The organism is Rhizobium sp. CFBP 8752 (assembly GCF_014842035.1).
GTDB lineage: Bacteria > Pseudomonadota > Alphaproteobacteria > Rhizobiales > Rhizobiaceae > Neorhizobium > Neorhizobium soli.
This window is the reverse complement of sequence record NZ_JACYUZ010000001.1, coordinates 739,084-762,994: the sequence shown is the minus strand read 5'-3', so window position 1 is coordinate 762,994 and position 23,911 is coordinate 739,084. Positions and strand designations below refer to the sequence as shown.

The 23,911-nt window shown below is 61.0% G+C and carries 29 protein-coding genes; 15 read left to right on the top strand and 14 right to left on the bottom strand.

Translation table 11 applies throughout. From position 1 onward, the window contains the following. Window positions 1-30: 30 nt before the first annotated feature. Window positions 31-447 (bottom strand): nuclear transport factor 2 family protein, encoded by a 417-nt coding sequence (locus IFT59_RS03590; RefSeq protein ID WP_192086101.1) that lies wholly within the window; start codon window positions 445-447, stop codon window positions 31-33. 89 nt (window positions 448-536) lie between these two features. On the opposite strand from IFT59_RS03590, the gene IFT59_RS03585 reads away from it, so the two are divergent. Further along, window positions 537-914, top strand: a complete 378-nt coding sequence (locus IFT59_RS03585) for a GFA family protein (RefSeq protein WP_192086100.1) — start codon at window positions 537-539, stop codon at window positions 912-914. 27 nt (window positions 915-941) lie between these two features. On the opposite strand, the gene IFT59_RS03580 is transcribed toward IFT59_RS03585, so the two are convergent. Together IFT59_RS03580 and IFT59_RS03575 are read right to left on the bottom strand one after the other, a co-directional pair. Continuing rightward, window positions 942-1,745, bottom strand: coding sequence for an alpha/beta hydrolase (locus IFT59_RS03580; RefSeq protein ID WP_244474095.1), 804 nt, complete (start codon window positions 1,743-1,745; stop codon window positions 942-944). A 264-nt stretch (window positions 1,746-2,009) separates the two neighbouring features. Beyond that, entirely contained in the window at window positions 2,010-2,186 is a 177-nt protein-coding gene (locus IFT59_RS03575; protein WP_174196266.1) for a hypothetical protein, read from the bottom strand. 334 nt (window positions 2,187-2,520) lie between these two features. On the opposite strand from IFT59_RS03575, the gene IFT59_RS03570 reads away from it, so the two are divergent. Then, window positions 2,521-3,156, top strand: a complete 636-nt coding sequence (locus IFT59_RS03570) for a hypothetical protein (protein ID WP_192086099.1) — start codon at window positions 2,521-2,523, stop codon at window positions 3,154-3,156. Window positions 3,157-3,287: 131 nt separating this feature from the next. Further along, a complete protein-coding gene (locus IFT59_RS03565; protein ID WP_180215467.1) occupies window positions 3,288-3,791 on the top strand; it encodes a CopD family protein in 504 nt (167 codons plus the stop codon). Here IFT59_RS03565 and IFT59_RS03560 read toward each other — a convergent pair. Continuing rightward, complete coding sequence (locus tag IFT59_RS03560; protein ID WP_192086098.1) at window positions 3,769-4,269, bottom strand: DUF2231 domain-containing protein; 501 nt, start codon at window positions 4,267-4,269, stop codon at window positions 3,769-3,771. The two genes, IFT59_RS03565 and IFT59_RS03560, sit on opposite strands and share 23 nt — an antisense overlap. Here IFT59_RS03560 and coxB point away from each other — a divergent pair. Genes coxB through IFT59_RS03545 form a run of 3 tightly spaced genes read left to right on the top strand, consistent with a single transcriptional unit; the run spans window position 4,258 to window position 7,847 of the window. Further along, window positions 4,258-4,998 (top strand): cytochrome c oxidase subunit II, encoded by a 741-nt coding sequence (gene coxB / locus IFT59_RS03555; protein WP_446737825.1) that lies wholly within the window; start codon window positions 4,258-4,260, stop codon window positions 4,996-4,998. The two genes, IFT59_RS03560 and coxB, sit on opposite strands and share 12 nt — an antisense overlap. After that, window positions 4,995-7,502: a cytochrome c oxidase subunit I gene (ctaD, locus tag IFT59_RS03550; protein ID WP_192086096.1), complete on the top strand. Its 2,508-nt coding sequence runs from the start codon at window positions 4,995-4,997 to the stop codon at window positions 7,500-7,502. Before coxB ends, ctaD begins: the two co-directional genes overlap by 4 nt. After that, window positions 7,503-7,847 (top strand): hypothetical protein, encoded by a 345-nt coding sequence (locus IFT59_RS03545; protein WP_192086095.1) that lies wholly within the window; start codon window positions 7,503-7,505, stop codon window positions 7,845-7,847. A 21-nt stretch (window positions 7,848-7,868) separates the two neighbouring features. Here the strand turns inward: IFT59_RS03545 and IFT59_RS03540 are convergent, their stop codons facing one another. Beyond that, window positions 7,869-8,378: a sigma-70 family RNA polymerase sigma factor gene (locus IFT59_RS03540; protein WP_062460596.1), complete on the bottom strand. Its 510-nt coding sequence runs from the start codon at window positions 8,376-8,378 to the stop codon at window positions 7,869-7,871. Window positions 8,379-8,577: 199 nt separating this feature from the next. On the opposite strand from IFT59_RS03540, the gene IFT59_RS03535 reads away from it, so the two are divergent. Then, window positions 8,578-9,012, top strand: a complete 435-nt coding sequence (locus tag IFT59_RS03535; RefSeq protein WP_113165509.1) for a pyridoxamine 5'-phosphate oxidase family protein — start codon at window positions 8,578-8,580, stop codon at window positions 9,010-9,012. A gap of 95 nt (window positions 9,013-9,107) precedes the next feature. Here IFT59_RS03535 and msrA read toward each other — a convergent pair whose 3' ends face one another. Beyond that, the gene (gene msrA / locus IFT59_RS03530; RefSeq protein ID WP_062460601.1) at window positions 9,108-9,611 is read right to left on the bottom strand and encodes a peptide-methionine (S)-S-oxide reductase MsrA; all 504 of its coding nucleotides are present in this window, start codon (window positions 9,609-9,611) and stop codon (window positions 9,108-9,110) included. A 160-nt stretch (window positions 9,612-9,771) separates the two neighbouring features. On the opposite strand from msrA, the gene IFT59_RS03525 reads away from it, so the two are divergent. Both IFT59_RS03525 and IFT59_RS03520 read left to right on the top strand, forming a co-directional pair. Next, entirely contained in the window at window positions 9,772-10,215 is a 444-nt protein-coding gene (locus IFT59_RS03525; protein WP_113165507.1) for a hypothetical protein, read from the top strand. A gap of 32 nt (window positions 10,216-10,247) precedes the next feature. Further along, window positions 10,248-10,625, top strand: coding sequence for a PH domain-containing protein (locus IFT59_RS03520; protein ID WP_174196258.1), 378 nt, complete (start codon window positions 10,248-10,250; stop codon window positions 10,623-10,625). 120 nt (window positions 10,626-10,745) lie between these two features. Here the strand turns inward: IFT59_RS03520 and IFT59_RS03515 are convergent, their stop codons facing one another. The 5 genes from IFT59_RS03515 to bdcA form a co-directional block, all read right to left on the bottom strand. Beyond that, window positions 10,746-11,909, bottom strand: a complete 1,164-nt coding sequence (locus tag IFT59_RS03515; RefSeq protein WP_062460610.1) for a zinc-dependent alcohol dehydrogenase — start codon at window positions 11,907-11,909, stop codon at window positions 10,746-10,748. Between the two features lie 55 nt (window positions 11,910-11,964). Next, window positions 11,965-12,921 (bottom strand): SDR family oxidoreductase, encoded by a 957-nt coding sequence (locus tag IFT59_RS03510; protein WP_192087090.1) that lies wholly within the window; start codon window positions 12,919-12,921, stop codon window positions 11,965-11,967. Window positions 12,922-13,125: 204 nt separating this feature from the next. Further along, on the bottom strand, window positions 13,126-13,497 hold the full coding sequence (locus IFT59_RS03505) for a hypothetical protein (RefSeq protein ID WP_113165505.1): 372 nt from the start codon (window positions 13,495-13,497) through the stop codon (window positions 13,126-13,128). Window positions 13,498-13,506: 9 nt separating this feature from the next. Further along, a complete protein-coding gene (locus IFT59_RS03500; protein ID WP_192086094.1) occupies window positions 13,507-14,307 on the bottom strand; it encodes an alpha/beta hydrolase in 801 nt (266 codons plus the stop codon). Between the two features lie 165 nt (window positions 14,308-14,472). Then, a complete protein-coding gene (bdcA, locus tag IFT59_RS03495; protein ID WP_192086093.1) occupies window positions 14,473-15,186 on the bottom strand; it encodes an SDR family oxidoreductase in 714 nt (237 codons plus the stop codon). A 74-nt stretch (window positions 15,187-15,260) separates the two neighbouring features. Between bdcA and IFT59_RS03490 the strand changes: the two genes are divergently transcribed. Then, window positions 15,261-15,851 carry a TetR/AcrR family transcriptional regulator gene (locus IFT59_RS03490; RefSeq protein ID WP_062460626.1) on the top strand — a complete coding sequence of 197 codons (591 nt, stop codon included), beginning with the start codon at window positions 15,261-15,263 and terminating at the stop codon, window positions 15,849-15,851. A 99-nt stretch (window positions 15,852-15,950) separates the two neighbouring features. Here the strand turns inward: IFT59_RS03490 and IFT59_RS03485 are convergent, their stop codons facing one another. After that, the gene (locus tag IFT59_RS03485; protein WP_174196256.1) at window positions 15,951-17,252 is read right to left on the bottom strand and encodes a PQQ-dependent sugar dehydrogenase; all 1,302 of its coding nucleotides are present in this window, start codon (window positions 17,250-17,252) and stop codon (window positions 15,951-15,953) included. Window positions 17,253-17,408: 156 nt separating this feature from the next. Continuing rightward, on the bottom strand, window positions 17,409-18,119 hold the full coding sequence (locus IFT59_RS03480) for a FadR/GntR family transcriptional regulator (protein ID WP_192086092.1): 711 nt from the start codon (window positions 18,117-18,119) through the stop codon (window positions 17,409-17,411). 157 nt (window positions 18,120-18,276) lie between these two features. On the opposite strand from IFT59_RS03480, the gene IFT59_RS03475 reads away from it, so the two are divergent. The 5 genes from IFT59_RS03475 to hydA all read left to right on the top strand — a co-directional run bounded on the left by IFT59_RS03475 (window position 18,277) and on the right by hydA (window position 23,303). Next, on the top strand, window positions 18,277-19,074 hold the full coding sequence (locus IFT59_RS03475; protein WP_062582473.1) for a transporter substrate-binding domain-containing protein: 798 nt from the start codon (window positions 18,277-18,279) through the stop codon (window positions 19,072-19,074). A 78-nt stretch (window positions 19,075-19,152) separates the two neighbouring features. Then, window positions 19,153-19,824 (top strand): amino acid ABC transporter permease, encoded by a 672-nt coding sequence (locus tag IFT59_RS03470; protein WP_192086091.1) that lies wholly within the window; start codon window positions 19,153-19,155, stop codon window positions 19,822-19,824. Further along, window positions 19,824-20,573, top strand: a complete 750-nt coding sequence (locus IFT59_RS03465; RefSeq protein ID WP_274598245.1) for an amino acid ABC transporter ATP-binding protein — start codon at window positions 19,824-19,826, stop codon at window positions 20,571-20,573. Before IFT59_RS03470 ends, IFT59_RS03465 begins: the two co-directional genes overlap by 1 nt. A gap of 28 nt (window positions 20,574-20,601) precedes the next feature. Then, on the top strand, window positions 20,602-21,870 hold the full coding sequence (locus IFT59_RS03460) for a cysteine desulfurase-like protein (protein ID WP_192086090.1): 1,269 nt from the start codon (window positions 20,602-20,604) through the stop codon (window positions 21,868-21,870). Between the two features lie 14 nt (window positions 21,871-21,884). Further along, window positions 21,885-23,303, top strand: coding sequence for a dihydropyrimidinase (gene hydA, locus IFT59_RS03455; RefSeq protein WP_192086089.1), 1,419 nt, complete (start codon window positions 21,885-21,887; stop codon window positions 23,301-23,303). Between the two features lie 108 nt (window positions 23,304-23,411). Here hydA and IFT59_RS03450 read toward each other — a convergent pair whose 3' ends face one another. Beyond that, the gene (locus tag IFT59_RS03450) at window positions 23,412-23,837 is read right to left on the bottom strand and encodes a plastocyanin/azurin family copper-binding protein (RefSeq protein ID WP_062582465.1); all 426 of its coding nucleotides are present in this window, start codon (window positions 23,835-23,837) and stop codon (window positions 23,412-23,414) included. Between the last annotated feature and the right edge of the window lie 74 nt (window positions 23,838-23,911).

Genomic DNA, 23,911 nt, shown 5'->3' with positions numbered 1-23,911 from the left:
TTTGGCAGCGATGACGATCTCGACATAAAGTCAGGCGGGCTCAACGTCGCTCGGCGTTGCATCCACCGCACGGGTATCGACTTTGGCGACAAGCTCGCGAGGATCGAAATAGGCCCGGAACGACTTGATCTTTTCGCCATCGCTTTCGAGAACGCTGACGCCTGAATAGGCCACGGACTGCCCCTCGACAACAGCGTCACTGCGCCATTCGAGTATCGCGACGCCATCGGTTTCGACGACGTTGATGAATTCGGACTCGATCGTCGAAAACGCGGCGCGATAGGCCGTCCAGAATGTCTGTGCGGCTCCCGACTCGGCTGAATCATGGATCGACAACGGGTTGGACAGGACAGCATCGTCGCGGAACACGCCGGCGATGGCATCGACCTCGCTGGACTTTTCCGGGCGATGAAGTGCAGCGATGAAATTGTCGGTCAGTTGGGTCATATCGGTTCCTTCTTGGATCTTGCAATTTGAACCAGCACCGGACGATGATGTTCCGGACAAAGACGAAGCGCATTCCGGAGGAGGTCGTCATGACGGTCGTGCTAATGGGTGGTTGCCTCTGCGGCAAGGTGACATTCAGTGTGGCGGGCGAACCCACGCGGGTTGGGCTCTGTCACTGTACCGACTGCCGTCAGGAGAGCGGATCGGCTTTCACCTATTTCGGCATCTGGCCTGCTCATGCTTTCTTGAGTGAAGGAACGACGGCCGAACATGGGGGACGGCGCTTCTGTCCGTCGTGCGGTTCACGGCTTTTCGTCTGCGACGAGCACGAGGCCGAGGTCAAGCTCGGAAGCCTGCACGACGCGCCTTCGGGTATCGTGCCGACCTACGAACTCTGGATCAAACGACGGGAGCCATGGCTTGTCGCGTTGCCGGACGCGGAACAGTTTGACGAGGACCGACCTTAGCTCCCGGGCGGTGCCCCGCGCCTGTTGCTAACGATCAAACCGGTCGCGCAGAAAAAGCACGGCTTGCCTCGCCTCTTCGGACGAGATCGTGTGCCCGACCTGGGGATAGAGTTTCAAAGTAACGTCGTAACCCGCGCCCCGCAGCTGGCCGGCGGCGGCAACGGATGCCACGGACGGTATCGTCTGATCCGCCTCGCCATGCATCAGAAGAACCGGTATCTTCGAGGCCGAGGCCGAGGCCTTGGGCGGCAGCGGCAACAGGCCGGCGATACTGACGACTGCGCCGACCTTCCAGCGCCCGGAGGACACGGCGTCCAGCGCCATGATTGCACCCTGAGACACGCCGACAAAGGCGACACTTTCCAGATCACCTTTGAAACCTTCGCGTTCGACGACGCCGGCCATCAGCTTGTCGAAAGCCTTTCTCGCGCCCTCAATACGGTCCGGCCGCAGCACCTGATCGTCGACCGCAAACCACTGACGACCGCCGGACCGATGCGCAAACGGCGCATCCGGCGCGACGAACCGCGTGTCCGTCAGGATCGACTGCCAGGAAGTGCCGATGGCCGCCATGACCGAACCGGAGCCTCTGATGCCGTGCAGGAAGATCACCAGACGACGCGGTTTCGTTTGAGAGGTTTTGATGGCAACGGCTCCTTTCGCCTGATCGACAAGAGGGACGCCCGCCTCGATCGGCCCTGCAACCGGTTTTGGCGCGCGCAGGTCAGCGCGCGTTCCCGAGGCATCCACGGCATGAGCCGGGCTGGACAGAAGCGTCATCAAGAAGATGGAAGCAGATGTGAACGGGACGGCGAAGTTCAGGCGCGGCATGGGTATTCCTGATTGATCCCACCCGAAACCACAGCCATCCCAAATCGTTCCGGAAACCCGCGGCAACGATTGCCCGTCGGCGATTACACTTTCGTGTGCAGTCCGGCGGCGGTTCGGCCAGAGCCGGTGCGAACCGCGTCCCTCATCGCCTGAGGTGGCGTCAAAACAAGACGGGCAGCGATGGAGGGGGAAGATACCCAAGCCCTAAAACGACAAAACCCGCCGTGGTGAACGACGGGTCTGATCAATGGTCTGGTAGCTCGTTTACTTCTTGGCAGGGCCGCCGCGGGGCGACGCCTTGCGGCCCTGGCTGTGCGCGCCGGTCGTCTTGGCATCATAGCCTTGGCCGTGATTTGTGCCACCGAGATGACCACCGCCGCTGGTATTTGCAATCTGTCGCTCAGCCTTCTTGAGAAGCAGCGCCGCATCGGTCTTTTTCATGATTGTCTTTCGGTATGTTTAGAATGAAAAAAGGCCGGGCAAAATTGCACCGACCTTCCTCATCGTCGCTTCATTCACCGGTGCCAGTACATCCGTGGTCAAAGGTAGGAAGCGAAAGCGGCAGTTGCGAACATCGAATAGCCCGACGCTCATCAGCAATGCCGATGCGCAGACCATGTCATGAGAATGTGTTCCTAACAAGTTGAAGGCACAGTCTTTGCCGACACAGCCAAATGAGAGCGTTTCGTCTGTGTTTCATACAACGCACAGCATCGGCCAAGTCTCAGCCAACAACGGCATTGACGCTAGTGACCCCGCGGACCATTTATCCTTGATGCCAAAACAAAAGACGAATGAGGGGCCGGAACTGTTTAAACAGTGGCCCCTGCCTCCCAAGGCAACGCTCGGCTCGGCGGTCCGCGCCAAGGGGATCCTGCTGGAGATCCGCGCGCGCCTGCCTGCCGCTTCGCGCAAGTTGCTGGATCTCGATGGAGGCAGCCTTGTGCTTGCGATGCCCGAGACGTCGAAGACCGAATTCCGTTTTGTGTCGGGCGTTGTAAGCCAAGCGCTCGTCGGCATCGAAGGCCTCGCCGTGATACCGCGCGAAATCCAGGATATCCTGACGATTTCCGCGACCGAAAGACTTCGCTGGCTCACCGATGGCCGCTTGCCCAGCGCCGGAACTCGCACCGTGCGGCTGGCGGGACGCGCAAAGAAGATCACCTTCCATGTCTTCGATCCACGCTTCGTCGAAGAACTCCTCGACGGTGGCACCGTCGACGAGTGGCGGGAGGACGACAAGGCGATGGCGGCGGAAAACAGACGGCGGGCCGCGCTCAAGACGAAGCTGACCCGCTCGCTGAAGACCGCCGCCAAACGCCAATCGACGGCTGGAAAAACGGCTGATGACAACGAGGGCGCGGGCCTGTCGGGCTGGGAAGAATTCGGGCGCGACGGGTTGCTCGGATAGTCCCACAGCCTTCGATCTCGCCGCGCACGGACGGCCGCTACGAGGTCCTCACAGATTCGTGTCCTGGAAAGACGGGTACACGGCTCCATTTACGCACGCTTGCACCACATCCGTCATGCATTGGGCCGGTATTGATCATCGCATTTCTGAAATTCGTTCACATCACCACGATTGCCATCTGGGCAGCCGGGTTGATCAGCTTACCGGGCCTCTACGTGCAACGTGCCCATGTGAAGGATAAGGATGCGCTTTACCGTCTTCAGATGATCGTACGCTACGCCTATGTGGCGATCATTTCGCCCGCGGCTTTCGTGGCGGTGGCCAGCGGCACGGCTCTGATTTTTGGACAGCAGACGTTTGCCGGGTGGTTTTCGATCAAGCTGCTGTTCGTTGGCCTGCTCGCCATCTTGCATGTCCTGACCGGCCTGATCATCATCCGGCTTTTCAAGGAGGGAGAGACGTATCCCGTCTGGCGCTTTGTTGCGGCAACCATCGTCACCACCGCGGTCGTTGGAGCAATCGTTTTCGTCGCCCTCGCCAAACCGTTTATCGGACTGGAATTGCCCGGCGAATTCATGCGCCCGGGCGGCCTGCGCACGCTTGCCGAGCGCATCAGTCCTTGGCCGATACCATGAGGCCGACACCATGATCGAAAATCAGCTTGCCGCCATGCCATCCAGCCATGCCCGTCATGATGCAGGTGAGCAGAGACACAAGAATTCCATGCGGCAACACTTCGCCGGCGCCAGTGACCCGCAGACCCCAGTTGAGGCCGGCGCAGGCGATCAGCGTCACCGCGGCGATCGCATGTGCCCAGCTGGCGACGCGGCCGCGAATGCCCGGCACCGACAAAAGCTCGATCGTGCCGACAGCACCGGCTGCGAGACCGAAGAAGAAGACGCCGCCGGAACTCCAGAGGCCGGCCCGCAGCCAGAACGGATCGGCGGACCACCAGAACAGCGCATCGACCGCAAGCGTTATGAAGGCAAGGGCGATCGGGAAGTGCACGCTTATCGCATGCAGCGGGTGCCCGGCGACGGCAATTGCCGAGCTGGCATCCTTGTCCCTGACATCGGCCACGACCGGGTTCGTCGTTTCGGTATCGTCTTTCATTACGTCCCTCCGTTCGCAGGGCAAATCCATCAGGTCCGCACTTGGTTCCGCGTCCTCGCGCTGGCCTCTGTTTCTGCAGCGCTCAGCAGTTGCACCGGCGACCTCTCCGCGCTCGACCCCGCCGGACCATCCGCGGGTTCGATTGCCCAGCTGTGGTGGGTGATGCTGTGGGGGTCTGTCGTCCTCTTTTCCCTCGTCGTCGGGCTCTTTGCCGCCACCCTGTTTCGCCCGCGCTTTGGCCGCGGCCTCTCCCAGAGCGGCTGGATTGTATGGGGCGGCCTCGTTCTTCCCCTGCCCGTCCTCACCGCACTGACCTTCTATGCGTTTTCTCATGGCGAATTTCTGTTGAGCGGCGGCAGCGCGAAGACAGAGGATGTGCTCGAGGTCAGGGCTGTCGGCAGCATGTGGCAATGGCAGTTCTCCTACCCGTCCCTGCCGGGCAGCCGGACCGCAACCGACCTCCTGCATATCCCGGCGGGCAGAACCATCGAAATCATCGCCGAAAGCGAGGACGTCATTCACAGTTTCTGGGTTCCCCGCCTTGGCGGCAAGATTGATGCCGTTCCCGGCCATGCCAACCGGCTGCGCATCCGCGCCGACCAACCCGGACGATATGGCGGCGTCTGCTCGGAATATTGCGGCACCGGACATGCCGGCATGCGTTTCGAGGTACAGGCGCACACGGCTGACGATTTCGAAAAGGCAATCATCGGGGAACTCGCCCGATGACCGAACCCACGTCACCCGGGCACGACCCGATTGCGCTGCATCGCGCGCTGGACCGCTTATGGGCTGGAAAGCCGGGCTGGGGTCGTCTCGCTGCCGTCAACCACAATGTGGTTGGCGTCCGTTTCATGCTGACCGCTCTCGTGTTCTTTGCGATCGGCGGCATCCTGGCAATGTTGATCCGCACCCAGCTTGCCTCCGCCAACAGCGTGTTCATGGACGCCGAGACCTACGGTCAGGTGTTCACGATGCATGGCACCATCATGATGTTCCTGTTCGCGATCCCCTTCTTCGAGGGCATGGCGATCTACCTCTTGCCGAAACTGCTCGGCACCCGCGACCTCGCCTTTCCCCGTCTCGGGGCCTACGGCTACTGGTGCTACCTGTTCGGCGGCATGATCCTGATCGGCGCGCTGATCGGCGGCGTTGCGCCCTCCGGCGGCTGGTTCATGTACACGCCGCTATCTTCATCGGTCTATTCTCGCGGAATCAATTCCGACGTCTGGCTGCTCGGCATCACCTTCGTGGAGATCTCTGCCCTCTCCGCTGCCGTCGAGATCATCGTGACGATCGTGAAGATCCGCGCCGCCGGCATGTCGCTTGACCGGATGCCGATCTTCGCCTGGTACATGCTCGTGGTCGCAACCATGATGCTGGTCGGATTTCCGCCGCTCATCCTCGGATCGATCCTGCTCGAGGTGGAACGCGCCTTCGACCTGCCGTTCTTCGACCCCACGCGAGGCGGCGATCCGCTTTTGTGGCAGCATCTGTTCTGGCTGTTCGGTCACCCGGAAGTCTACATCATCTTTCTGCCCGCAGCCGGCGCGATCTCGACCATTCTCCCCGTGCTCTCAGGCACGCCGCTCGCGGGTTACCGGGTGATTGTCGCGGCCATCGTCTCGATGGCGTTTCTGTCCTTCGGCCTCTGGGTGCATCACATGTATACGGTCGGCATACCGCATGTGGCGCTCTCCTTCTTCTCGGCGGCGAGTGCGCTGGTCGCCGTGCCGACGGCGGTCCAGATCTTCGCCTGGCTCGCCACCATGGCGCATGGACGCCCGCGCTTTTCCATTCCGATGCTGCATATTTTCGGGTTCTTCTTCGTCTTTGTCATCGGGGGCCTGACGGGGGTTATGCTGGCCATGGTGCCGTTCGACTGGCAGGCCCACGATACCCATTTCGTCGTTGCCCACCTGCATTACGTTCTCGTCGGCGGCTTTATCTTCCCGATGCTGGCGATGGCCTATTACTGGCTGCCGCATTTGACCGGAAAACAACCCGTTCAACACCTGTCGAATGCGGCGTTCTGGATGATCTTCGTCGGGTTCAACGTCACCTTCTTCTTCATGCACCTGACGGGTCTGCTCGGCATGCCGCGGCGCGTCTTCGAATATCCGACCGAGTTCGGATGGGAGACCCTGAATTTCATCTCGTCGATGGGAAGCTTCATCATGGCGATGGGGTTTGCGCTGGTGGCGCTCGATTTCATCCTTCTGTTCAAGTTCGGTCGGCCGTTCAGACGAAATCCGTGGAAGGCCGGGACGCTGGAATGGGCGATGCCGACACCGCCCCCGTCCTACAACTTCGCTTCCATTCCGAGGGTGAACAAACGCGCGGACCTGCTCGATCCGGATACGCTCGGCCCCTACCTTGCGGCTGGACGCGGCTACCTCGGCATGCCGCGCAATGATCGTATGGAAGTGCTGGGCGTGGATCCGGTAACGGGAGAGCCGGACCAGGTGGTGATGCTTCCGCGCCAGACATACCTGCCGCTCTGGACCGCGATCGCCACAGGCGCATTCTTCCTGATGATGCTGTTCAAGCTCTATTGGGCAACGCCCCTGGCGCTGATCTCCATCATCGTTTGCTTCTGGCTTTGGACACGCCGCGACCCCCTCCCCGTGGAAAACGATCTCGTTCCGATCGGCCACGGCCTGAGCGTGCCGGTTCACCTCCATGCGAGCACGCCGCCATCCTATCTGGCGATGGTTCTCACGCTTGTCGCTGATGCGACGCTCTACATATCCCTGTTGTTCGGCTGCCTTTTCCTGTGGGTTTCCGCCCCCAACTGGCCGCCGGCCGGCTTTGTCGTCGACGTGAAGCTGCTGGCGCTCGCCGTCGGCGGGGTGATCATGAGCTGTGTTGGAGCTCGTCTCGCCGCAGGTCGCAACGGGGCAGTGACGGTGGGCAGCGCGCTGGCGCTGCTCGGACACCTGATTTCGACCGGGCTGTTCCTCGCCATCGCGTTGCTGGTCCTTCCCGCCCCGTCAGGCCACGCCGCGATCGCCTCCGTGTTCGTGATCTTCATCTATGCCGCCCTGCACGGGACGATCGGCGCCGTGTTTGCGGCCCACGCTCTGTGGACGAGCATCGGAAACAGCAAGGCTATTCTCTCCCTTGATCTCCGGATTGGCAGGCTCTGGCATGACTATACGGCAGCAGCAGGCATCAGTGCCGCGGCATTCTATCTGGCTCTGCAAAGCCTGATCGGCGAAGGAGGCCTCTAGATGCGCCACCCGCTTCTGCTTGCTATCTCGGCGTTCGTGGTCTGGAGTGGTGCATTCCTGACGATCTACGCGGTTCAGGCGACCGGCTGCAGCCTGGACTGGCAGAGTGGCAACCTTGAAGCCTGGACATCGCCGCTCCGGCTGCTGTTGATAACGATGATGATCGCCAGCGTTGCGGCGGTTGTCGTCATCCTGCTGCGCCAGTTACGACCGCGCCTGAAGGAACCGGTTTCCGAGACCTCCAGCTTCATCAACGGCGTCGCGATCTACGTGTCGATCGCCGCCCTGTTCTCGACTGCCTTCTGCTTCACCGGCGTCGTTTGGCTGACACTCTGTTCAGCCTGACGCGATCCGGTCATCTGGCATTCAGATCGATGCCACGGTGGAAACAGTCTCGCCCATCTGGGCGGCGAGGAAATGCCGTGCCCGGCTGATCCGGCTCTTAACCGTACCGACGGCGACATTGCATTTATCAGCTGCAACGTCATAGGACTGACCGTCCTCGATCACCAGCTTGTAGGCATCCCGGTACGTCTCCGGCATCGCCATCAGTGCCCGGTCGAACTCGCTCTTGCGGATGGCCCACTCCTGGGGCGAAGACGCTGCAGGCATGAGGTGCTCGAGATTTTCGGTTCCGATGCTCATGCGCTTTGCCCGCTGAAAGGCGGTATGATGAGTATTGCGCATGATCGTGAACAACCATGATTTGAGGTTGGTCCCGGTGGCGAACGAAGGCAGCGCCGCGAGGCCCCGGAGCAAGGTTTCCTGGACAAGGTCGTCAGCATCGGTCGCGTTTCGATGGAAGCGCATCGCAAAGCGCCTCAGCGCTGGAATAAGTGCTACGACTTCGTGGTGCAATCTGAGATCGGCATCCATTCTCGTCTCCTCCTACTAGAGGTAACTCAAGTCGCAGTTGCGCTCATCGTTCCGTTCGATGAAGCCCAATCCGGGAAGGGTACGTTAACGTACGTAGGTAGGCGACCGGATGCCGGTCTATGGCGCCCGAGACTGGCGCACCGGAACCAACAAGAGAACCGCCAGTTCCTACTCCATTCGAGCAACACCTGGAGCAACCATGTCCGAACTTACGCTGCACGACCTGTCGAAGAAGATGGCAAAGCTGGACTTTGCCATGCTGACCACCACGACATCATCCGGCAATCTCACTTCGCGGCCGATGAGCAACAACGGCGACGTCGAGTACGACGGCGACAGCTATTTCTTCGCCTACGAGCAGTCGAGAAAGATTGCGGAAATCCGCGCCGACAGCGCAGTCGGCCTTACCTATACGGGCGCAGTCGGCATGCTGGGTGGTTCGCCGCTCTTTGTCGGCGTTGAAGGCTCGGCAACGCTCATCACCGACAAAGCGACATTCAAGGATCACTGGACCAAGGACCTCGACCGGTATTTCCCGGAGGGGATCGACACCCCCGGTGTCGTGATGATCCGCGTGACGGCTAAGACGATCCGCTATTGGGACGGCAGCGACGAAGGCCAGATCTCGCTGTAAGCTGATCTGTCCCCAAGTGGGATGGCATTACGACTTGGGCCCGGTGTTTCCACCGGGCCCAAGTGCGTTTCGGGATAATGTTATCGGGCGACCCGTTACGCTGCACGCTTCGGCAGCCGCCAGTTGGGCCGCGGGAAGTGGCAGGTATAGCCATTGGGGATTCGCACCAGATAATCCTGATGCTCAGGCTCCGCCTCCCAGAATTCTGCCTCAGGCACGACTTCCGTCACGACCTTGCCCGGCCAGATACCGGACGCATCCACATCGGCGATCGTGTCAGCGGCAACATTCTTCTGTTCGTCACTGGTGAAGAAGATCGCGGAGCGATAGCTCGAGCCGACGTCGTTACCCTGCCGATTGCGGGTGCTTGGATCGTGGATCTGGAAGAAGAACTCCAGCAGGTCGCGGTAGGTCGTCTTGGTCGGATCGAAATTGATCTCGATCGCCTCCGCGTGGCCCTCGTGATTGCGATAGGTCGCGTTTGCAACACTTCCGCCCGTATAGCCCACGCGTGTGGATTGGACACCGGGAAGCTTGCGGATCAGATCCTGCATTCCCCAAAAGCAGCCGCCTGCTAAAACTGCGCGTTCGGTTGTCATGATGTATCTCCTGTTCGTCCGTCTCGCCAATATATGGTGTCGCCTTCCGCATTTAACCAGACGGCTCGAACGACCGATCGCAACACTTGTCGGTAAACGAGCAGAGCAGTGGAACTGTGCAACCCGCCGTCAGTTCGGGAACCTTGCAGGAGAAAACGCAATGTCTGATATCGACGACATCCACGGTGACAAATTCTCGGACACCTCGATCAGCGAGACAAGGGTTGGGCAATCGGTCGAAAGCCAGGCCCAGATCAGAGACGCGTCGGTGACGACCACGCCCGGCGAAACGCTCAACATCTACAGGCTCGAACCGACCGCCCGTAGCGACGATCCGCGGTGGCAGAATGCTCCCATGCAGGGCGCAGTCACGGTTGCCGCAAGGACTGCCGGCGATGCAAGGATTGTCGCGACCAGCCAGGAAGTTGACTTCCAGCAAGTTGACGCAGCGCCTGCCGAAGGCGTCAGCACCGACTTCGCCAGCGCGTTCCGGGACGAAAAGCTCTACACCGTCATTGAAATTGCGCGTGGCCGAACCGATCTCTCTCGCGGCGTCATCGACGCCGGTGGTGTGATCGAGACGATCAAGCCGCTTCAGGACTAAAAACCAAAAACCTTTGCCGGGAGATTGCAATCATGGGCCTTTTTGACGCATTTCTGGGCCATGGATCGACGGTCGACCCGGCGGACCTGAACAAGCGCCTCGATGGCGTGCTGATCGATGGAGAACAGCCGCAACTCGCCTTCAAACTCATCCGCGATTTCTTCGTCTTCACCCAGTATCGCATCATTATGGTCGACATCCAGGGCATGACGGGAAGTAAGGTCGACTACATGTCTATTCCCTACCGGTCGATCACCCGGTTTTCGGTCGAGACTGCGGGAACGTTCGATCTGGATTCGGAGCTGAAAATCTGGGTATCGGGTAGCGACAGCCCGATTGCGAAAACGCTGAAAAAGGGCACCGATGTGCGCGGCATACAGCGCGCGCTCGCGACCGGCATCTTCCGTTAAAATCAAGGTATCAAAACGACAATGCGGTTGAATGCACGGTACGTGCCCGGTGCTTCGCCGCATCCTCTCATGCTTACAAGGGAATGGCCTGCGGCAGATGCCGCAGGCCATTCGATCTGTTTAGCCGTTCGGGCGTATCACGACCTTGACGCAGCCGTCCTGCTTATCGCGGAACGTCTTGTAGGCCTCCGGACCTTCCTCAAGTCCGATGCGGTGCGTGATCAGGAATGACGGATCGATCTTGCCATCCTGGATCAGCTTCATCAGCGGCTCGAGATAACGCTGAACGTGGGTCTGACCGGTCTTGAGGGTCAGGCCCTTGCCCATGAAGGCGCCCAGCGACGTCGGAACGGCCGGACCGACAAACACGCCGGGAAGAGAGACCGTACCACCGGGCCGGCAGGCGAGGATTGCCTGGTTGAGCGCGTAAGGACGCTCGGTTGCCGACAGCTTGGTCTGAAGCGTTTCCATCACGCCACCGGCGCCATGGCTCTCAAGACCCACCGCCTCGATGACCGCATCCGGCCCAAGACCGTTCGTCATGTCGAGAATGCGCTGCTGCAGATCCTCATCCGCATAGTCAAGCGTTTCGGCACCGGACTGTTGAGCAAGCGCCAAGCGCTCCGGCACGGTGTCGATCGCAATCACGCGCTCTGCACCGAGCAAGAACGCCGACTTGATCGCAAACAGGCCGACTGGACCACAACCGAACACGGCAACCGTCTGGCCCTGCTTGATGTCGCAGTTTTCGGCCGCCATGTAGCCTGTCGGGAAGATGTCGGAGAGGAACAGGACCTGTTCGTCGGTCAATCCATCCGGCACCACGATCGGCCCGACATCGGCGTAGGGAATGCGCAGGTACTGGGCCTGGCCGCCCGGGATCTGGCCGTACATTTCCGAGAAGCCGAACAGGCCGGCCGTCGGATAACCGATCTGCTTGGCCTGCATCGCGCCGTTGGGGTTGGATCGTTCGCAAAGCGAGAACTGACCCCATTTGCACTGACGGCACTCGCCGCAGGAAATCGTGAACGGCACGACGACGCGGTCGCCGACCTTGAGCTTCGAGTTTCCGCGGCCGACTTCGACCACCTCACCCATCGTTTCATGGCCCATCACGTCGCCTGCGTGCATGCCGGGAACGAAACCACCATAAAGGTGAAGATCCGAGCCGCAGATGGCGCAGCTCGTGACCTTGATGATCGCATCGCGGTCATGCTGAATGATTGGATCGTCTACTTCTTCGCAGCGGATATCACCGCTGCCGTGCCATGTAAGAGCTTTCACGTTCTAACCTCCGGTCGTGTTGCATTCGCGTTGGTGTTCATGCGCATGTTCATGTTCAAGGTTGCCCGCTGCCACCGGCAGCACCGTAGATCTGTCCCGTCGAGAAGCTTGCGCCGTTGTCGGCAAGCTGGACGTAGATCGACGCAAGCTCGGCAGGCTGACCCGGTCGGCCGAGCGGCGTATCGCCACCAAACTCGACCAGCTTTTCCATCGTCGCGCCGCCCGACACCTGCAGCGGCGTCCAGACCGGGCCCGGCGCAACGCCGTTGACGCGTATGCCCTTCGGGCCGAGCTGCTTGGCCATCGACTTCGTGAAGCTCATGCCGGCCGCCTTGGTGATGGCATAGTCGACCAGGTTCTCGGACGGATCGTAGGCCTGTTCGGACGTCGTCTGGATGATCGACGATCCCGGCTGCAGATGCTTGAGCGCCGCCTTGGTCAGCCAGAACATCGCGTAGATGTTCGTCTTCATCGTCGCGTCGAAGGCTTCGGTGGTGATATCCGACAGCGACTGGGACTGCTGCTGACGGCCCGCATTGTTGACCAAAATGTCGAGACCACCCAGAGCCTTTGCGGCATCTTCGACGAGCTTCACGCAGAATGCCTCGTCGCGCAGATCGCCGGGAAGTGCGATGCCCTTGCGACCTTCCTTTTCGATCAGGGCGATGACTTCTTTGGCATCCGGCTCTTCATCGGGCAGATAGTTGATCGCGACATCGGCACCCTCGCGGGCATAGGCAATGGCAGCCGCACGGCCCATCCCGGAATCGCCGCCGGTGATCAGAGCTTTGCGTCCAGCCAGCCGGCCCGAGCCCTTATACGAGGTCTCGCCGTGATCCGGCTTCGGCGTCATCTTGCCGGCCAAGCCTGGGAATGGCTGGGTCTGCTCCTGAAACGGAGGCTGCGGGTACTTGGTCGTCGGGTCTTCCATAATGGATGCCTTTACAGTCGTATCTTGAGAAAATGCCGGCAACGCCGAAGCGGCGAGCGCCGCTGTGGTGGACGCAAGCATGTGTCGGCGGGAAAGAATGAACGATGGGAATGTCGGCACGATAATGTTCCTGGATTATAACCCAAGAACTAAGGTGGACGGGGAGTGTTCCCAGATTCGCCTGTCTATCTTCACGGGAGGCTTCGTTCAGCCACCAGACCAAGCGTAATCCATGCAAAGAATGCACCGGCCGCAGCTCTGCCGCCGGTGCAATATGTCAGTGGTTCAGCGGATACGGCTGAGAAGCTGTCCGGCGATCAGCGGAACGGCAGCCGTCCCCACGGGTCCAAGCCGCAACCGTTGTGCAAGCCGACCAAGAACGAAGGTTGCCGTGGCGGTTCCGATCAGCTTCACCCACGAATTTTCTGGGGTCTGGGAGGACGGCGATGCACGCCGGGTCTGGCCCTCCCCTTCGATCTCGGCAATCCGTTGGCGCAGATAGACGACTTCCCGACGCAGCCGTTCGATTTCGGCTTCGCTGCCGGACATGGCCCCGGCCGATGCGCCGCGATCGCCATAGGCGACGTCGTCCAACTCGTCGAGATGTTCATTAAGAAGAGCGGTGCTTTCGAACCCGCGTGCTTTGATATTGGTCATGGTTGTCCCTCAGATCGCGCTTGGAGCATAGATACGGTTGTCGACGTCGAACCGGTTCTGCTGAAGCCAGCCGTCGATATAGGCGGCGACCTCTTCCCAGCCGGGTTCGCCGCAGATGTAGTGGCCACGGTTGGGAAACTCGCGGAAGTCGGTCACGCTGCCCGTATTCTCGTAGGCCTTGAAATTCTTCTCGTTGAGATCGGCCGGAATGATTTCATCCTTCTCGCCGGCAACCAGAAGCAGAGGTTCATGCGGGCGGCTGAGATCGATCTTGCCAGACGATCCCATGCAGTCGCGCAGAACGTTGCGGCTGTCGTGGGTCGCCGTCTTCTCGAACTCGACAGCCGCCTGCTCTTCCGACAGCGTGTTGGCGAAGGAGCCATGAAACGTCTTTGCATCCATGTAGACCGGCTCGTCGCCCTTCAGCGGATTGGTGATGATGGCGCTGTTCTTGATGAAGCCCCAGTCGAAATCGAGCATGGCATTCGGCGCAACCGACGAGATCGCCACTGCACCCGAGACGTGGCCATCCGCGAGCAGCTTCTGCGCGATGAGACCGCCGACAGAGTGACCGATGACGACAGGCTTATCGAGGCCTGCGACCGCCGATGTGATGGATGCATAGATGGCATCGAGGCTCAGCTCACCGAGCCCGGCTGGCGGGTTGTCTCGCAATGCCTTCGGATCGCCATCGTGGAGAGGCCATGCCGGGGCGCTGCAGTCGTAGCCTTTGTCGCTGAAGTAGCGAACCCAGTTGTCCCAGCTTTTGGGATTTTGAAACATGCCATGCACGAAAACGATCTGCGTCATCGATAATCCTCTCTTTTCTGAGAGAGAGGAACCGAAAACCCGCGCCGTTGTTCCCACGCGCTGAAAGACTTGGGCAAGCAGATCGCAGATTGCTGAATCCAGAGCTGTAAGGCCAGTCGTGCGACTGGCCTTATGCGATGTCGCCACGGATGGGGTATGCCGGGATTACGCTCCGAACGCACCGTCGATCGTGTGCATTGCCCCCGTCACGAACCCCGCCTCCGGCCCCGCGAGCCAAGCGACCATTCCGGCAACCTCCTCCGGTCGACCATGGCGCTTGATTGCCATGAAGCTGTGCATCAGGTCTTTCATCGGTCCGTTTTCCGGATTGGCATCCGTATCGATCGGCCCCGGCTGGACGACGTTGATGGTGATGCCGAGCGGCCCGAAATCGCGCGCCAGCCCGCGGGCCAGTCCCTGCAGGGCGGATTTGCTCACCGCATAAGACGCCATGCCCGGAATGGGCATCCGGTCCCCATTGACGGAACCGATGACGATGATCCGCCCGCCGTCCGGCATCTGACGCGCCGCTTCGACCGAGGCGTGATAGGGCGCATGGATATTGATCTGGAAAAGCCGGTCGATCGCGTCCGGATCCTGTTCAAGCGCATCGCCGAAGACAGCAATTCCGGCATTGACCACCAGCACGTCCAGCGGGCCGCTTTCTCGCACCCGGGCAATCACGGCATCGCGGCTGGAGCTGTCGGTCTGAACAGCCGTAGTCTTGGTCTCTGCCGCCAGCTCATCCGCCGCCGCGCGAGAGCCGGCATAGGTGAAGGTCACGTTGGCACCGTCGTTTGCAAACCGCCGCACGATGGCGGCGCCGATACCCCGGCTACCGCCGAGAACCAGAACGGATTTTCCCTGAAAAGTCGTCATCTGAGATCCTTGAGAAATACAGTAATGACTGCTACATAAATCATCAGGGTTCATCGTCAAGGTATTTTGTAATAATGACTACAGATATTCCGCGTACCCGCGGTCGCCCACGTCGTTTTGATGCCGACCAAGGTGTGGAGATCGCCCAGAAGCTGTTCCATGCGCGCGGCTATGATGCCGTGGGGGTTGCCGATGTCACGCAGGCACTCGGCATCAACCCGCCGAGCTTCTATGCCGCCTTCGGCAACAAGGCCGGGCTCTACGCGCGCGTTCTTGAACGCTACTCGCTAACGGCGGCGATTCCGCTTGCTGATATCCTGAGGCCCGACCGCCCGGTTGCCGAATGCCTTGCGGCCGTGCTGGAAGACGCCTGCCGGCGCTATGCGTCCGACCCGGCTACCGCTGGCTGTCTCGTTCTGGAGGGAACCCATTGCGATGATCCGGAGGCACGCGCGGCGACCCGTGCATTGCAGGCAGCAGCGGAGGATGTGATCCGCGGCTTTATCGCAGCGCGGCATCCGGAAAAGGCGGAAAGCGTGACCGATTTCGTCTCGACCACAATGACCGGCCTCTCCGCCAAGGCCCGCAGCGGATTGGAACTGGACCGCCTCATGGCCATTGCCCGCCTTGCCGGACGGATCCTGACGCAAGAGCTTGCGGATTGATCATCGCCGCTTCGGTCGGGCCTGCAGCGACGGAACGCGATTGCTGCGCACCCATCGGGTGGCACGCAGCAATCAACTCAAATGTTCTACGTCGCGCGATCAAGCGCCGGTGACGCGCCAGATGACATCGCCCACATCGTCCGCCATCAGCACGGCACCGTCGGCGGCGAGAGCCACTCCGACCGGACGGCCGAAGGAGTGCTTTTCGTCCTTGGACAGGAAGTCGGTGAGGATTTCGCGCGGCATTCCCACGGGCTTGCCGTTCTCAAAAGCGACGAAGGCGAGCTTGTAGCCGGAAAGCTTGGACCGGTTCCACGACCCGTGCTGGCCGATGGCCATCCCCGCCGGAAAGCCCGGCAGCGTGCCCGCCGGCAACCAGCAGAGCCCGAGCGACGCCGTATGGCCGCCCAGCGCATAGTCGGGCTGCTGCGCGGATGCCACCTTTGCGGCATCCTGCGGAACCCGGTCGTCCACGACCCGGTTCCAGTAGCAGTAGGGCCAGCCGTAGAACCCGCCGTCGCGAACCGATGTCAGATAATCCGGCGGCGTTTCATCGCCCAGCCCGTCACGTTCGTTCACAACCGTCCACAGCATGCCGCCTTCGGGCTCGAAGGCCATGCCGACGGGATTGCGAAGACCGCCGGCAAAGATGCGCGACTGGCCCGTCTGAAGGTCGTATTCGTGAATGCAGGCGCGGTTTTCTTCCACGCCCATGCCTTCGTCGGCAATATTGCTGAGCGATCCGACGGCCACATAAAGCTTGGTGCCGTCCTTGCTGACGATCAGGTTGCGCGTCCAGTGTCCGCCGGGAACCAGATCCATCAGCTTCTTCGGCTGCGCGGTAATCTTCGTCGCGCCGGCCTCGTAGGGATAGGCCAGAAGCGCATCGCTCGCTCCCACATAGAGCGTGTCACCGACAAGCGCGATGCCATAGGGCTGGCGCACGTTTTCGATATAGGCGAAACTTTGCTCGGCCACGCCGTCGCCATCGGCGTCGCGCAGAAGCGTCACACGGTTGGGGCTGTCGCCGGAAGCGCGCGCCCGCTGCATCGTCGCCGACATGGCATGGTCGAAGAGACTGCGCGGATTGCCGCGCTCGCCCATCGATTCCGCCACCAGCACATCGCCATTCGGCAGAACATGCATGTTGCGCGGATGCACGAGCCCGCGTGCGAATGCATTGACCTTGAGCCCCGCCGCTGCCGTCGGCTTGTGATCGCCCTCCCAGCCCTTGGCTGTCGGCATCTTCAAGGTCGGGATCTTGCCCTGCGGCTTTGCGGCCGGAATGGCCGGCGTCGTGCCAAACACCGGCTGTCGCGGGCCATCCCCCGAATGACGAATAAGAACAGCGCCCTGGCCGATAAAGGCGACGACGCGGGCAAACAGAGAAGGCTCAGTCATGGGGGAACTCTGACATTGAGGAATCCGAAAAGCAGAACGCTAAAGCCTTTATGCAACAGACACTAGAGGGCAAAGGCACAATTTATCAGAGCATCCACCACCACTCGGGTTGCCGCCCGGGTGACCCTTCGGCCACCGGATGCGGCCGCCTTCAGCCTATGGCTGAAGACCCGCGCAGCGTGCCGTGTTGCGGATATGCGTTTCCATTTCGCTCCTCGCCAACGCCGCGTCGTTCAATCTCAGGGCCGCAATGATGCGCCGGTGCTCGGCGATCGATTGTCGCATCCGTTCGGGATCGGTCATCGGGATCGGCTGCCGCTGGGTCTCGGTGACCTGGTCGCGCACCGTCTGGTAGAGCGCCTTGAGCATCGTGTTTGCGCAGGCCGAAACGATCGTGCCGTGGAAATCGAGATCCGCCTCGACGTTTGCGAGCAGGTCCTGGCGCGCCCAGCAATCCTCCATCGTCTGCGTTGCCATTTCCATCTTCTCGAGTTGCGCCTGCGACAGGCGGCCCGCGGACAGACGCGCGATCTCGCCTTCCAGAAGGATGCGTGTCTGGAACACGTCGAACACAGAATAGCTGTCGGAGTAACGCCATGGCGCCATGTGACCCGACTGGCTCATGCCTCCGTCCGAGGCCGAGCTCGAACCCGCCGTCACGAACGTGCCGCGACCGGCTTCGGTCTTCAGCAATCCTAGCGTTTCCAAAGTCAGCAGCGCCTCGCGCAACGACGCCCGGCTGATCCCGAATTTCTGGGAAAACTCCCGTTGCGACGGGATTTTTTCGCCGGCCTTCAACTGGCCGGCCTGGATCATCGTCTGGATTTCGCGGGCCACCGACTGCGGAACGAGCGTTTTGTTGAGCATGCGAACCTATTCCAGCTGGGCCCCTGCGGCCTGTCAGATATATTTTTCCCCGAGCTATCTTGCAAAGCCCAAAGTGCCGTGCTTGTTTGGTCGGACTGGTCTGACCAGTTAGACCAACATAGATTGCGTCTCATCATAAAAACAAGGGGTTCTCTCAATGCTACACGCGTCACGCATCAAAACCACAGTTCTCGCCGGCCTGTTTACAGCGCTCGGCGCAATCGGCGTTCACGCTGCCGATCTTACCGTCGGCGCCAATATCGGCAATGTGCCCTGGGAATTCGAAGATGCCAGCGGCAAGGTGACCGGTTTCGAGATCGATCTCGTCAACGAGATCGCCAAGCGGCTCGGCAAGACCGTCGAATTCGTCAACACGCCGTTCAACGGCCTGTTCCCGGCCGTCCAGTCGGGCCGCATCAACATGGCGGTGTCGTCGATCACCATCACTGAGAAGCGCCTGCAGTCGGTGTCATTCGCGCAGCCCTATTACGATAGCGACCAGTCGCTGACCGTCACGGCCGCTTCCGGCATCACCGGCCTCAAGGGCATGAGCGGCAAGGTCGTCGGCGTCGATACCGGCTCAACCGGCGACATGTGGGCAGACAGCCACAAGGGCGAATACAAGCTCGGCGAAATCCGCCGCTTCGAAGGCCTGCAGCCGGCCATGCTCGATCTCGTTGCCGGCCGCGTCGATGGCTACATCTCCGACATCCCGGCCCTGCTCTACTACGCCAAGGACAAGCCGGAACTGAAGGTCGTCGAGCGCATTCCGACCGGCGAAAAATACTCGATCATGTTCAACAAGGGCGATCCGCTGGCAACCGAAGTCAACGCCGTCATCACCACGCTCAAGGGCGAAGGCTTTATCGCCAAGCTGCACCAGACATGGTTCGGCGCCAAGGCCGAAGACACGACCTCGACCGTCGCAGTCCTCGACATGCCGAAGGCCAAGTAAGGCTCACCCGAGCAAGCTTGAATTGCATCCGACGGAGCGCCAAACGCTCCGTCGGCTTGCCAAGGGAGCCGATCCGGCATGAACCTTCTCAATACATTTTTCAACATACCGGTCTTCCTGAACAGCCTGCCGCAGCTGCTCTGGGGCCTGGTCGTGACGCTGCAGATCGGTATTACCAGCATTCTGGTCGGCCTGGCCGGCGGACTGTTTCTGGCGGTGGCAAGGCTTTATGCGCCGGCATTCTTTCAGGTCCTGATCCGCATCTATATCGACATTTTTCGCTCGATACCGCTGCTGGTTCTGCTGATCGTCGTCTACTACGCCCTCCCCTTCGTCGGCATCCGCCTGTCGCCGTTCCTGTCGGCGGTGACCGCGCTGTCGCTCGTCTCTGCCGCCTATACCGCCGAGATCTTTCGCGCCGGCATCGAGGCCATTCCGAGCGGACAGTTCGAGGCATCATCAGCGCTTGGCCTTTCGGGCCGCAGCACGATGATGGATATCATCCTGCCGCAGGCGATCCGCATCGTCATTCCGCCACTTACCAACAATTGCATCAACGTCATGAAGGATACGGCGCTCGCCTCCGTCGTCGCCATGCCGGATCTGCTCAAGCAGGCAACCCAGGCGCAGGCGCTCAACGCCAACCCGACGCCGCTGATCGGGGCAGCTCTCATCTATATCGCGCTGCTCTGGCCGATGGTGGCCGTCGTCGCGCGTCTCGAAAAGCACTACAGCCGGGGGAAACGCTGATGGCGAAGACAACCGGCCCCCTGATCTCGATCCGCCGCCTGAAAAAGGCCTATGGCACATTCACCGTTCTCCACGATATCGATCTCGATGTGGCCGAAGGCGAAGTGGTCTGCATCATCGGCCCCTCCGGCTCCGGCAAATCGACGCTGATCCGCTGCATCAACCACCTAGAAGCCTTCTCGCCCGAAAGTACCATCACCGTCGACGGCATCCGTGTCGCGCCGGGACCTGCGCTTGCGAAAGTGCGCGCCGAGGTCGGCATGGTATTCCAGTCGTTCAACCTCTTCCCGCATATGACGGTGCTGAGAAACGTCATGCTGGCACCGATGCGCGTCAGGAAGGCATCGCCCGAAGACGCCGAGCGCAAGGCCCGCGAACTGCTGGCACGCGTCGGTATTTCCGAACAGGCGGAAAAGTTTCCGGGCCAGCTTTCCGGCGGCCAGCAGCAGCGCGTGGCAATTGCCCGGGCGCTCGCCATGGAACCCGGCGTGCTGCTGTTCGACGAGCCGACCTCTTCGCTGGATCCCGAAATGGTCGGCGAAGTTCTGGACGTGATGCGCAAGCTTGCCGGCACCGGCGTCACCATGATCATCGTCACCCACGAGATGGGCTTTGCCCGCCAGGTCGCCGACCGGGTGATCTTCATGGATGCGGGACGCCTTGTCGAGGCGGGCACGCCGGCCGAGATCTTCGACAATCCTCGGGAAGAACGGACACGCAGTTTCCTGCGCGCCGTGCTCAATCATTGACAAGAACAACAAACGCAGGACCACAGGGATGAACACCACCTCTCCACTCGATCTCGATTACGTGCGCAGCCAGTTTCCAGGCCTCTCGCGCGGCTGGACGCTGTTCGACAACGCCGGCGGATCGCAGATCCTCAAAGGTGCCGTCGAGCGCATCAACACATTCCTCATCGAGAAGAACGTCCAGATCGGCGGCTCCTACGCCGTATCGCAGGCGGCAGCCGCAGCTCTCTACGAATCGCGCACCGCGGCCATGCATCTGCTCAACGCCTCGCGTCCGGAAGAAATCGTCTTCGGCGCTTCCACCACTCAGCTGCTGCAAAACCTTGCCCGCGCCATGCAGAGCCAGCTCTCGCCCGGCGACGAGATCATCGTCACCGTCAGCGATCACGAATCCAATATCGGCCCCTGGGACCGGCTGCAGGAGCGCGGCATTACACTTAAGTTCTGGCCGCTCAACAAGGACACGCTGACGCTCGATCTCGCCGACCTTGCGCCGCTGATGAGCGATCGCACCAAGCTCGTCTGTGTCACACACGTGTCCAACATTCTCGGATCAATTAACCCGATCAGAGATATCGCCGATTTCGTCCATGCCCGCGGCGCGAAAATCTGCGTCGATGCCGTGGCCTATGCCCCGCACCGCGCCGTCGACGTGCAGGCGCTGGATGTCGATTACTACGTCTTCAGCCTCTACAAGACCTATGGTCCACACTACGCGCTGATGTATGGCAAATACGATCTGCTGGCCGAGCTCGATACGCTCTATCATTACTTCTACGGCAAGGACAAAGTGCCGGGCAAGCTCGAGCCGGGTAACCCGAACTACGAGCTTGCCTATTCGACCTGCGGCATCGTCGACTACCTGACGGCGCTCGGCGAACAGGCCGGCGAGACCGGCACGGTGCGCCAGAAGATCGAAGCGGCTTTCGCGGCAATCACGGCCCAGGAAAACCTCTTGGCGGAACGCCTTCTCGCGTACCTCCGCTCGCGCAACGACTGCCGCATCGTCGGCCAGACGACGAACAGCGGCAGCACGAGGGTCCCGACGATCGCCTTCCGCTTCGATGGCCGCGACGCCGGCGAAATCTGCAAGGCGATGGACGGCGAAAAGATCGCCATCCGCTTCGGCGATTTCCACTCGCGCCGGCTTGCCGAATATCTCGACCTGACAGACCACGGCGGCATGGTTCGCGTGTCGATGGTCCACTACAACACGCTGGACGAGATCGATCGCTTTACCGAAGCACTCGACCGGATCCTCGCAACCGACGCCGGTCGCGCGGCCGCTGCCGCTTAAGAAGGGAACGGATCATGCGCTTCGATACGGTCATCAGACACGGCACGGTGGTCACAGCGAGCGACACGTTCGTGAGCGATGTGGGCATCAAGGACGGCCGCATCGCTGCCCTTGCGGCAGAGCTTACCGAAGCCGATGAGGTGATCGACGCGACAGGACTGTTCGTCCTGCCGGGTGGTATCGACAGCCATGTCCATCTCGACCAGCCGTCCGGCGACGGCATCGTCATGGCCGACGACTTCGACTCGGGCACCCGGTCGGCGGCGATTGGCGGCAACAGCACCGTTCTCGCCTTCTGCATGCAGGAGAAGGGCCAGAGCCTGCGTGAGGCGCTGAAGATCTATCACGCCAAGGCAGACGGCAAATGCCATGTCGATGTCGCCTTCCATCTTGTTATCACCGATCCGACGCCTGACGTCCTCGGCCAGGAACTTCCGGCACTTGTCGAGGACGGCTACACCTCGCTCAAGGTGTTCATGACCTATGAGGGTCTGCGGCTGCGCGACGACGAGATCCTGGCGACGCTCGATACCGCACGGCGCACCGGCGCGCTGGTCATGGTCCATTGCGAGAACGAGGATGCGATCCGCTACCTGATCGGCCGGCATGAGGAAGAGGGCAAGTTCGCGCCAAAATTCCATGCCACGACCAGACCAATCGCCGCCGAGCGCGAAGCCACCCACCGGGCGCTGTCACTGGCCGAAATCGTCGATGTGCCTGTTGTCATCGTGCATGTCTCCAACCGCGAGGCGATGGAGGAGATCCGCCGCGCCCGTCAGCGGGGCCAGAAGATTGCCGGCGAGACCTGCCCGCAATATCTGATGCTGACCGCCGATGATCTCGACCAGACGGAGATGGAGGGCGCCAAATTCGTCTGCTCGCCGCCGCCGCGCGACAAGGCGAGCCAGGATGCCTGCTGGGAGGGACTGGAACAGGGCGTCTTCGACCTGTTCTCCTCCGACCACTGCCCTTTCCGCTTCGACGATCCCGAAGGCAAGCTGAACGAAAAGGGCAAGCGCAATTTCCGCTGGATCCCGAACGGCATACCGGGCGTCGCCACCCGTCTGCCGATCCTGTTTTCAGAGGGCGTCATGAAGGGCCGCATCGACATCAACACGTTCGTTGCTGTGACCTCGACCAATCATGCCAAACTATACGGTCTCTATCCCCGCAAGGGCACGATCGCGATCGGCGCCGATGCAGACATCGCGCTTTGGGATCCGGACAAGCGCGTCACCGTCACGAACGACCTCCTGAAACACGGCGCGGACTATACGCCCTATGAAGGGCTCGATATCCGCGGCTGGCCGGTGCAAATGCTGCTGGGCGGCAGGACCATCGTCAAGGACGGAGAGCTGACCGGGCCCGAAAGCCGCGGCCGCTATCTCCCGCGAAACCGCTCGTCCCTGACATCGAGCCGCGGTCCAACCTGAGGCGTTGCACAAGCTGCAACGCCTTTCGCTGGCCACCACGTCTGCCTGACGATGCGAGCGTGACTTGGCCGCCGCTATGAGGCGGCGGAGCCCACAAGCAAGCGGTGATTACTTCGTCACCGTGAGGGTCGCATGCATGCCGGCTTCGTAATGGCCCTTGATGTTGCAAAAGAGCATATACGTTCCGGGGACAAGCTTGGCCTTCAACTGGCCATCGGCACCGGGCTTCAGATCGGCAACTTCACCAAGGCTTTTCAGCGTCTTCTCATCGACGCGATGTTTGGCCTTGACCACCGTGAGTGTCTGATCTGGCGACTTCAACTTGACGAGCACCATTTCATGCTCCTCGGTCGTCGCGTCGTTGTGGACCATAAACGTGGTGTCGCCTGCCGGAACGGTCGTCTGATCCATCGTCAACGTCATCGGCTCACCCGCTTCGCCGGACTCGACAACCTTGACCATAGAGCCGGCCAGTGCAGGCGTTGCAGCAACGAAAAGGGCAAGTGCAATAGCGGTGTTTCGGATTGTGAGCATGGGTTTACCTCCGGTTGTCATCACCGGATGGGTATGACGGCAAGCTGACAGCGGCCTGAACGAATTGGAGCGTG